Below are 8,546 nucleotides of genomic sequence, written 5' to 3' on the forward strand. Positions count from 1 at the left end.
CCATGCAACCCCGACGAGCCGGGCGGATGCTGGGAGGAGTAACACCTCCCTAACCCCCCGGAGATAGCGTCCGGGGCGGGCTTCCCCCCAAATCATCGGGGATGACGGTTCGAATTCATTACATTCCCGGCGATGATTTGGGGAGGGCCGGGGAGGGGAGGAGTCCGGCTCAGACCTGCGTCAGCCCTACGACTTCCACGGGCAGATGCCGGTTTTCGGTTGTGCCGTCGCCCAACTGCCCATGAAGGTTGTTCCCCCAGCATTTCACTATCCCGGAGTCAGTTAGGACGCATACGTGCATATCGCCGGCCGAGACGGTGGCCACTCCGCCTGAGAATCCGCTGACCGGCACCGGCGCGAAACTGAGATCCCGCGCCGCGGGATCCTCGGCGCCAGTCTGGGTGCCCCAGCAGAAAAGCGCACCCGCACCGGTGACCGCGCAAGCAGTGCCGCCGCCGACGGCGATCGAGACCGCCCCCTCCGCCAAACCAAAGACGTCCACCGGCAGGAAGCTGGATTGTTTCTGCCCCTCGGGCGCGAGTCCGTCGCCGAGTTGGCCGTTTCCCCGCTGGCCCCAGCATTTCACGCCGCCGCGTTCGGTCCGGACGCAGGTGACGGCGAACCCGGCGGCCGCCTCGACGGCGGCTTCCGAAAGCCCCTGGACGTCGGCCGGGACGGGCTGGTAGCGGCCGGCGACGTCGGTATCCGGGTTGCCGAGCTGGCCGCTGCCGTTGAAGCCCCAACAGCGGACGCCGCCGCTTTCGAGCACCGCGCAGGTGTGGGTTCCGCCGGATGCGATCGCGCGCACGCCGCCGTTCAACCCGAGTACGTCCACCGGAACCCGGCTGAGGTTCTGGGTCCCGTCGCCGAGCTGGCCGAAATCATTCTGACCCCAGCACTTCACGCCCCCGGTTTGCGTCAGCGCGCAAGTGTGGCCTCCGCCGGCGGAGATTGCGGCGACGCCGCCGGAAAGACCGGCCACGTCCACGGGATCGGTGCTGGCTTCGCGGGTGTAGTTTCCCAGCTGACCGAAGTTGTTGAGGCCCCAGCATTTCACGCCGCCCGCATCGGTCAGCGCACAGGCGTGTCCGCCGCCGGCGGCGATCGCGGCGATGCCGGCGAGGCCCGCTACGTCCACCGGAGTGCTCTTATTCACCGTGCTCCCGTCGCACACCGAACCCGCGCCCCAGCATTTCACGTTGCCCGCATCGGTGAGGGCGAGGGTGAACCCCCAGCCGGCCGCGATCGAGCGGACGGCCGGCGGCGCCGGCGTCGGTTCGGCGGTCGGCGCGGGGGAGGTGACGGTCGATGCGAGCGGGAGCGGAGCAATCACCGTTTCCACCGCCGGAACGGCGCCCGCGGAACAACCGGAGAGGAAAACCAGCGCCGCGAAGCCCGCGGCGGTAATCCAATTTTTTCGTGCTTTCATTTACTAAACCTCCAATCCATTTTCCTGTGATTTTTTCCGGCGAAGACAGCCGGCTTTCCCGGAAGGACGAAAAAAGTTGTCGATAGCGGTGGAGACCACCCCGGAAGATCTATGAGGTTGCCCCGCGCTTGCAAAGGATTAATGGGTATCCGAACGGAGATTTACCTCCGTTGAGGATTATCAACGCGGACTATGTTCGAGACAGGCGCCCGCGCTTGCCCTCGTGCATCGAGTATGTTCTTGGCGGTCATCCGGCCGCAGAAACCCTCGATTCCCGCTGAAACCGCGCGGGAATGACGAACAACTGACTGCAAGGAATTACCTCCAAGCGCCCTCCAATCTTCTGTAAAAAAGCCCAAAAGCAATCCGGAATGGACGCAACCGCCGTCAGTGCGCTACTTATGTACAGCATTCCGTCAGAAAACTACGTCGAAAGGAATGATCCAGCTTCCCTTGTAGCGCACCGTCAGCGTTTCGACGCGGATCGTGCGCCGTCCGGAGGGAGGAGACGGGTACACGGCGCCGCTTTCAAACTCACCCGGACGGATCAAGCCGCCGCCCTTATAGGGAAGGACGGACTGATCGGCGTCGGTCCAGCTTGCGCCGACGAGATCCTCTGGACCGCGGAAGGTGAAGACAACCGCGATCGAACCGTCCGCGTCGGCGAACCGGGCCGAGGTCACCCGCAGGTCGTATCCCGCCGCTCGCAGAGGTATGCCGAGCCAGAAAGTCCGCCCGGCTTTCGGCGCGGGGCCGAAATCCACGGCGATCGACGCGCCGGCGGGGCGCGCGGCGTCGATCGAATGGATACGCAGCAGGTAGGGGCCCGCGTGCCCTTGCGGGTTGAAGCGCACGGCCCAAACCAAGCGATTCTCCGCTGGCGCGTCCGGATCCGGCGCGGCGAATTCCAGCGGGCACAATCTGCCGGCGTTATCTTGGATTTCCATCCGCGCGAAATCCGCCTCTGCGTAGGTAAAGCGCGCGGGATCCCATGCCAGGCTGCCCTGCAGGTAGTATTCTTCGGGCATCACGACGATCCGTTCGAGCGCGAGCGTCAATCCTTCCCGGAGCAAATCCGAATCCACGAATCCGGGCGACGCGGCGGCCGACGTCGTCTCCAGCACGGGATAGACGGTGGCCTCCCCGCCGGCGGGCCTCAGTGTCATCGTCACGTCCCACGATTCATAAGGGGATTCGGGCGAAGCGCGGAAGGGAAGCCGGAGCACTATTTCGGCCGTGCCCGGCGGAACGGCGGGGAACTCCGCGCGCTCGCGGTAATATGTAAGGTCGGAGCGGCCGGCGCGCAGATCCGCCCAGAGGATTCCGCCGCCGGGGAGCTCCAAAGCGGGGGCGCCGGTGCAATAGGTGCCGGTCTTAAGCCATTGCGATTCGGGCCCGGGACAATCCACTTCATACACCACGACCGTCCGTCCCTCGTCGGCCAGCACCTGGAGAACGTACAGCGAAGCGCCGTCCCGTTCCTCGCGGACCGTATGCTCCAGGATCCGGAATGACTGATCCATGCGCACGAATCCAACGCCGGGGACGTATCCGAGCAGGCTTTGCAGGGCGGCGACGACCTTCTCGGGGCCGATCAGCAGGAGCAGGGCGGCCGCCAGCGCGAGCAGGAGCGCGGCTAAGGTCCACGCAGGCCGGAGCGCGCGGAGGGGGCGGGCGGGGCGCGCGGCTATTGCTTTATGTGCCAGTTCGCTCCGCAGGCGGGCGGCAAATGCCGGATCGGCATCCCGCACCCGCACCGCGGCGCGGATCGCATCTTCCCAGCGGAGGTCCATATTCCGTTCAATCATGGCGGTCCTCCAGGTCCTTTTTCAGACGCTCGACGATGCGGTAGAGGGCTTTCTTCACAGCCTCCTCGCGCTTGCCCACGACGGCGGCCATCTCCGCGAAGGAAAGATCCGCGACGTAGCGCAGGCGGATCAGTTCCTGATCCTCCGCGGAAAGCGATTCGATCCGGATCCGCAGGGAAAGGATGAACTCCTCGTCCCAGCCTCCCGTTTCGTCGGCGTAGAGCGCATCGTTTTCGTCCTCGGGGAGCGGGGCGGGGGATTTGCGGCGGGCGGCATCCAGGACCTTGTTGCGGGCGATGGTGAACAGCCAGGCGGCCGCGCGCCCCTCTTCCCGGTAGCGCGGGTAGGCTTCGAACGCCGTCAGGAAAGTCTGCGAGGCAAGGTCCTCCGCCTCGGGAGCGCTGCGCACCCGGCTGAGGATGTAGCGGTAGACGGGTTGGAGCCAGCGGCCGTAGAGCGCGTCGAAGGATTCCACGGCCGGCGCGCGCGCCGGTGCGGCGGATTCCCCCTTCCCGCGGATTTCCCGGTTCGCCTCCCGCTCTTCCATTAACATTAGCTCCCTTTCCGATGGGATGCGGATCCCATAGGAAATAACGGACGATGGCGGCCGTTCGGGACATTATTCCATGAATTGATCCCGACTTCTGAACCGCCCGTCCCCAACCCTTACCCTGACCCTCCCCCGGATGATCCCTCCCTGCGCTCGGGATGGGTGCCGGGAGATGGGATTCGCGCGGCGGGATTCCTGCCCCTGCCTTTGCGAAGGGGAGGAAGCGAGACGGCCTCGGCGGGAATCCGGCCGGAGACGGACCCGGAATCCAGCGAAAACCGGCGCCGCATCCCCCGACGCAGATCATAGCGAGGGTGTTGGCGAGGGCGGGCGCGGACATGACGCACATCCGACTGCATGGAGTCCTCTCCCAACAGCTTCCAGGCGCTTTTTCCCAGCCCCGGCGCAGAAACAGGGCGGGATTCCCGGCATGCAAAAACCTCTCCCGGATCCTGTACAATATCCGTTGCCGCGCGGCGGAAAAACGCGACACCCGCCGCGCCTGGGAGTTGCCCATGCCCGATACCTGCCGGCCGGTGACGCTGGTGATCTTCGGCGCCACCGGCGACCTGACCGCCAGGAAGCTGATCCCGGCGCTGTTCGCCAACTTCGCCAAGGGCAGGCTGCCGGCTTGCCCGCGGGTGGTCGGCTTCGGTCGCCGCCCGCTCACCGACGAAGATTTCCGCCGGCGGCTGAGCGCGGGCGCGGACGGGAATTCCCCCGCCGCTGCGGATCCGGCGCGCTGGGATGAGTTCCTCCGGCAAGTGTTTTATTTCCGCGGCGAGCTGGATTCGCCCGAATCGTATTCCGCGCTGGAGGAGCATCTGCGAGCGGGGGAGGGCGGATCGGGCGACCGCCTCTACTACCTGGCGACGGGGCCGGATTCTTTCCCACGGATCGTCGAACGGCTCGGGCGGGCGGGCTCGGCCGAAGCGCGGGGCGGGTGGCGGCGGCTGGTGGTGGAGAAGCCGTTCGGCCGGGACCTGGCTTCGGCGCGGGCGCTCAACCGCGCGGTCCACGCGCATTTTCACGAAGAGCAGGTCTACCGGATGGATCATTACCTGGGCAAGGAGACCGCCCAGAACATCCTCTTCTTCCGCTTCGCCAACTCGATCTTCGAGCCGGTGTGGAACGGGCGATTCGTCGATTGCGTGCAGATCACCGCCGCCGAGGACGTGGACGTGGGGCGCCGCGCGCCCTACTACGACAAGGCGGGCGCGGTGCGCGACATGTTCCAGAACCATCTCTTCCAGCTGCTTTCGCTCACGGCGATGGAGCCGCCCAAATCCTTTGCGGCGGACGCCATCCGCGACGAAAAGGCGCGGGTCCTGCGCGCGGTGCGGCCGATCCCGCCGGCGGACACGGTCCGCGGGCAATACGGGGGGTTCTGTTCGGCGGAGGGCGTGGCGCCCGGCTCGCAGACCGAGACCTTCGCGGCCTGGAAGCTGTGGATTGACAACCGGCGTTGGCGCGGCGCACCGTTCTACCTGCGCTCGGGCAAGGCGCTGCGTGAAAAGCGGACCGAGATCGCGGTCGTCTTCCGCCCCACCCCGTTGAAGGTGTTCCGGCTCGAAGGCTGCGGCGAATGCTCGCCCAACATCCTTTGGCTGCTGATCCAGCCCGACGAGGGGATCCATCTGCGCTGGAACGCCAAGGTTCCGGATTCGGGAAAAGACATCCGCGCGGTGGACCTGCATTTTCACTACCGGGATTCCTTCGACGGGGCGCTGCCGGACGCTTACGAACGCCTGCTGCTCGACGCGTTGAAGGGCGACGCTTCGTTGTTTGCGCGCAGCGACGGGATCGAGCTGAGTTGGAAGCTGACGGATCCGGTCCTCGCGGCGTGGGGGCGCGGGGAGGGGCCGCCGCTGGAGGTTTATCCGCGCGGGAGTTGGGGGCCCGCGGCGGCGGACCAGTTGCTGGCGCGCGACGGGCGCGCATGGCGATTGGCCTGCGGAGAATAGGGGCGCCCACGTGATGCGGAAATCCATCGGGGCTGCGTGAATCGAATCGTCGCCAGCGGCTCTGTTCAACATCCCGGCCCTTCGTTCGGCGCCGGGACAGGTGCCCGAAAGCAGCAGTAGGGTGGGGTGGGGATCGCGGTTCACGATCCCCACCCCACCCTAATTTTTCACCCGCACCGATAATTACCCGCCCGTGGTGGAATCTGAGTAAGTCCGCGGACCTTCACCGCAAAGAACCCGGAGCGCGCCACCTGACAGGTGGCAACCTGTCAGGTGACCACCTGTCAGGTGCTCCACCCTCCGCCCCGCCGATCTCCTCCGGAAATCCCGCGAAGGAAAACGCACTCCCAAACGACTATTTAATACGCCTTCATCCCGGCCGAAACCGTTCGCGCGGCGGCCGGAAGTATCCTTTGGAGGAACAGCGAATGGATGGGACATGGAACCGCCTGAGCCGGGGGCTGTGGAGCGTTTTTTTCATCACCCCAGAGGGAAGGATCGGGTTGTTTTGGAGGATCGCGGCCGGCTTGTTTTTCTTCCTGATCGTCGCCGGCCTCTCGCAATCCGCACTCCTGCGCGCCGACGAGAATCCGCTCTTCTCAGAGACCGCCAAGGGGGCGTTGTATCTCGCCGCGGCGGCGGGCGGGATGTTGGCCGCCACCGCGCTGGCGCGGCGGCTCCTGGACCGGCGGCCGTGGCGCGGGATCGGGCTGACTCGGGTCGACCGCGGCTTACCGCTCCTGCTCCTCGGCTGGACCGCCGGCTGCGCGCTGATCGCATTGCTCTTCGCCGTCGAATGCTCGTTCGGCTGGATGCGGATCGAAGGCTTCGGATCCGCGGAAGCGGGGTGGGCAACCGCGCTGGATAAACTTGCCGGCGCGGCGTTGGTTTCCCTCGCGGTCGGGATGACCGAAGAAACCGCCTTCCGCGGGTACCTCTTCCAGAACCTCGGCGAGGAATTCCCCCTTTGGTTCGCCGTGCCCGCCGCCGGTTGCCTCTTCGCGCTCCTTCACGGGAACGCGGGCTGGGGATACTTCCTTGGGGTGTCCCTGATCGGCGCGTTTTTCTGCCTGACGCGCCTGGGGAGCGGATCGCTGTGGTTCGTGATCGGTTTTCACGGGGCGTGGAACTGGGCGCAATCCAAGGTGTTCGGGCTGGGGATGAGCGGGCGGGCGGATCCCTTCTCCCTGCTGCGAATCCGCGAGACCGGGCCGGAAGTATTCCTGGGGCGGGGAGCGGAGATCGAGGGAGGGTTGACCGCCATCGGCCTCATCGCGGCGGCGCTGATCTGCGCTTGGTTCTATGCGCGGCGAAGGCACCCAGGCCTGGGATGGGGAACTCGGTTAAGCGGCGACGGGAATCCGAGTTTTCATGGGCTGCGGAACAAGGCCGATGGTGCGGCCGCTTCGTCCGCCCCGAATCCCTGCGCCCCGCCGCCGGGTGGAGGCGGGCAGGGGCAGATGCGATCTGGGACCGGTCCGGACGCCTTCTCCCAGCCCCATCATAGATGAAGAGTGCCTCATAACCGGTAGCGGGGCGAACCGTGGCCCGTACAGGTCCTGCGCGTGGGTTCCAATTACTGTGGATATCTAAAGGGCGAAGAGTGCGACAGGTAAACGGGACCCCAAGGGTTCCTGCGGCGAGGCAACCCTTAGGGTCGGTATTCATCGTTTTCTCGGGGAGGAGCGGCCTCCGCGTCGGCCCCGGCTGGAACCACCCCCTTTGCGCGGGGGTGAGCGGCGGGACGATCCGCCGCCCCTGCCGGCGGCGCGCTCGGCGGGAGCCGCCGATTCCTCCAATGGCGGGACGAGCGGCGCGTGAAAAGTCGTCTGGTAGAAATCGTCCAGCAGCATCGCCAGCAGGTCCGGCTCCTCGCTCTCGCCCAGCGAGCGCGCCAGCGGCAGGAAGCGCTGCATGCGCTCGGTCTGCAACCGGTCGCGGCTCCGCAGGCGCGCCTCGAGCAGGGTGATGATCCGCTCGGAGACCACCCGCTCGACGTCTGCGTCTTCCGGGACCGGGCGCTGCTGGAGCTGGATGGCGTAGCGCTTGCCGATCCGCTCCAGGTCGCCGAGTTCCGCGCGGTTGACCAGCGAGATGGCGGTCCCGCCGCCCCCGGCCCGGCCCGTGCGCCCGGCGCGGTGGATGTAGGCTTCGGGATCCTCGGGCGGCTCGTACTGGAAGACGTGCGAAAGCTCGGGCAGGTCGATCCCGCGCGCGGCCACGTCGGTGGCCACCAGGAAGCGCAGCGCCCCCTTGCGCACTCGTTCCATCACCCGCTCGCGCTCGGGCTGCGAGAGGTCGGAGGAGAGGTCGTCGGCGTCGTAGCCGAAGCGCTGCAGGACGACGGTGACGTATTCCACCCGCTGCTTGGTGTTGCAGAAGATCAGCGCCGAGATCGGGTTCTCGGTTTCGATGATCCGCACCAGCGAGCGGTCCTTGTCCATCCCGTCGACGACGTAGTAGGCGTGCTCGACCTCGGTGACGTGGATGTGGTCGCTGGAGAGGTTGAGGAAGCCGGGCTTATATAGGAACTGCTCGGCCAGGCGGATCACTTGGGGCGGGAAGGTGGCCGAGAACATGAAGCCGCTGACCCGCTCGGGAGGCAGGTAGGATTGCACCCGGCGCATGTCCGGGTAGAAGCCCATCGAGAGCATCCGGTCCGCCTCGTCGAAGATCAGGTAATCCAGGTTTTCCAGGACGAGCGAGCGGCGCAGGAGGTGGTCGAGGATCCTTCCAGGGGTGCCGATGACGAGGTGCGCCCCGGCCTTGAGCGCGGAGAGCTGCGGCCCGTAGCC

6 protein-coding genes are annotated in these 8,546 nt (G+C 66.5%); 2 read left to right on the forward strand and 4 right to left on the reverse strand.

Translation table 11 applies throughout. From position 1 onward, the window contains the following. Nucleotides 1-169 precede the first annotated feature (169 nt). The 3 genes from JW929_00005 to JW929_00015 form a co-directional block, all read right to left on the reverse strand. Nucleotides 170-1,429 carry a hypothetical protein gene (locus tag JW929_00005; protein MBN1437764.1) on the reverse strand — a complete coding sequence of 420 codons (1,260 nt, stop codon included), beginning with the start codon at nucleotides 1,427-1,429 and terminating at the stop codon, nucleotides 170-172. A gap of 416 nt (nucleotides 1,430-1,845) precedes the next feature. Beyond that, on the reverse strand, nucleotides 1,846-3,237 hold the full coding sequence (locus tag JW929_00010; GenBank protein ID MBN1437765.1) for a hypothetical protein: 1,392 nt from the start codon (nucleotides 3,235-3,237) through the stop codon (nucleotides 1,846-1,848). Beyond that, the gene (locus JW929_00015) at nucleotides 3,230-3,790 is read right to left on the reverse strand and encodes a sigma-70 family RNA polymerase sigma factor (protein MBN1437766.1); all 561 of its coding nucleotides are present in this window, start codon (nucleotides 3,788-3,790) and stop codon (nucleotides 3,230-3,232) included. The genes JW929_00010 and JW929_00015 overlap by 8 nt, the downstream gene beginning before the upstream one ends. Before the next feature lie 512 nt (nucleotides 3,791-4,302). Here JW929_00015 and zwf point away from each other — a divergent pair. Both zwf and JW929_00025 read left to right on the forward strand, forming a co-directional pair. Then, nucleotides 4,303-5,751 carry a glucose-6-phosphate dehydrogenase gene (zwf, locus tag JW929_00020; protein MBN1437767.1) on the forward strand — a complete coding sequence of 483 codons (1,449 nt, stop codon included), beginning with the start codon at nucleotides 4,303-4,305 and terminating at the stop codon, nucleotides 5,749-5,751. 428 nt (nucleotides 5,752-6,179) lie between these two features. After that, nucleotides 6,180-7,262 carry a CPBP family intramembrane metalloprotease gene (locus JW929_00025; GenBank protein ID MBN1437768.1) on the forward strand — a complete coding sequence of 361 codons (1,083 nt, stop codon included), beginning with the start codon at nucleotides 6,180-6,182 and terminating at the stop codon, nucleotides 7,260-7,262. A 153-nt stretch (nucleotides 7,263-7,415) separates the two neighbouring features. Here the strand turns inward: JW929_00025 and JW929_00030 are convergent. Beyond that, nucleotides 7,416-8,546, reverse strand: a 1,131-nt coding sequence (locus tag JW929_00030; protein MBN1437769.1) for a DEAD/DEAH box helicase, incomplete at its 5' end; no start/stop codon positions are given.

Source organism: Anaerolineales bacterium, from assembly GCA_016928575.1.
GTDB lineage: Bacteria > Chloroflexota > Anaerolineae > Anaerolineales > RBG-16-64-43 > JAFGKK01.

Bases quoted from the DNA above. Each gene is read 5' to 3' on its own strand.
- JW929_00005 (MBN1437764.1), bottom strand. From the start codon at position 1,429: ATGAAAGCACGAAAAAATTGGATTACCGCCGCGGGCTTCGCGGCGCTG.
- JW929_00010 (MBN1437765.1), bottom strand. From the start codon at position 3,237: ATGATTGAACGGAATATGGACCTCCGCTGGGAAGATGCGATCCGCGCC.
- JW929_00015 (MBN1437766.1), bottom strand. From the start codon at position 3,790: ATGTTAATGGAAGAGCGGGAGGCGAACCGGGAAATCCGCGGGAAGGGG.
- zwf (MBN1437767.1), top strand. From the start codon at position 4,303: ATGCCCGATACCTGCCGGCCGGTGACGCTGGTGATCTTCGGCGCCACC.
- JW929_00025 (MBN1437768.1), top strand. From the start codon at position 6,180: ATGGATGGGACATGGAACCGCCTGAGCCGGGGGCTGTGGAGCGTTTTT.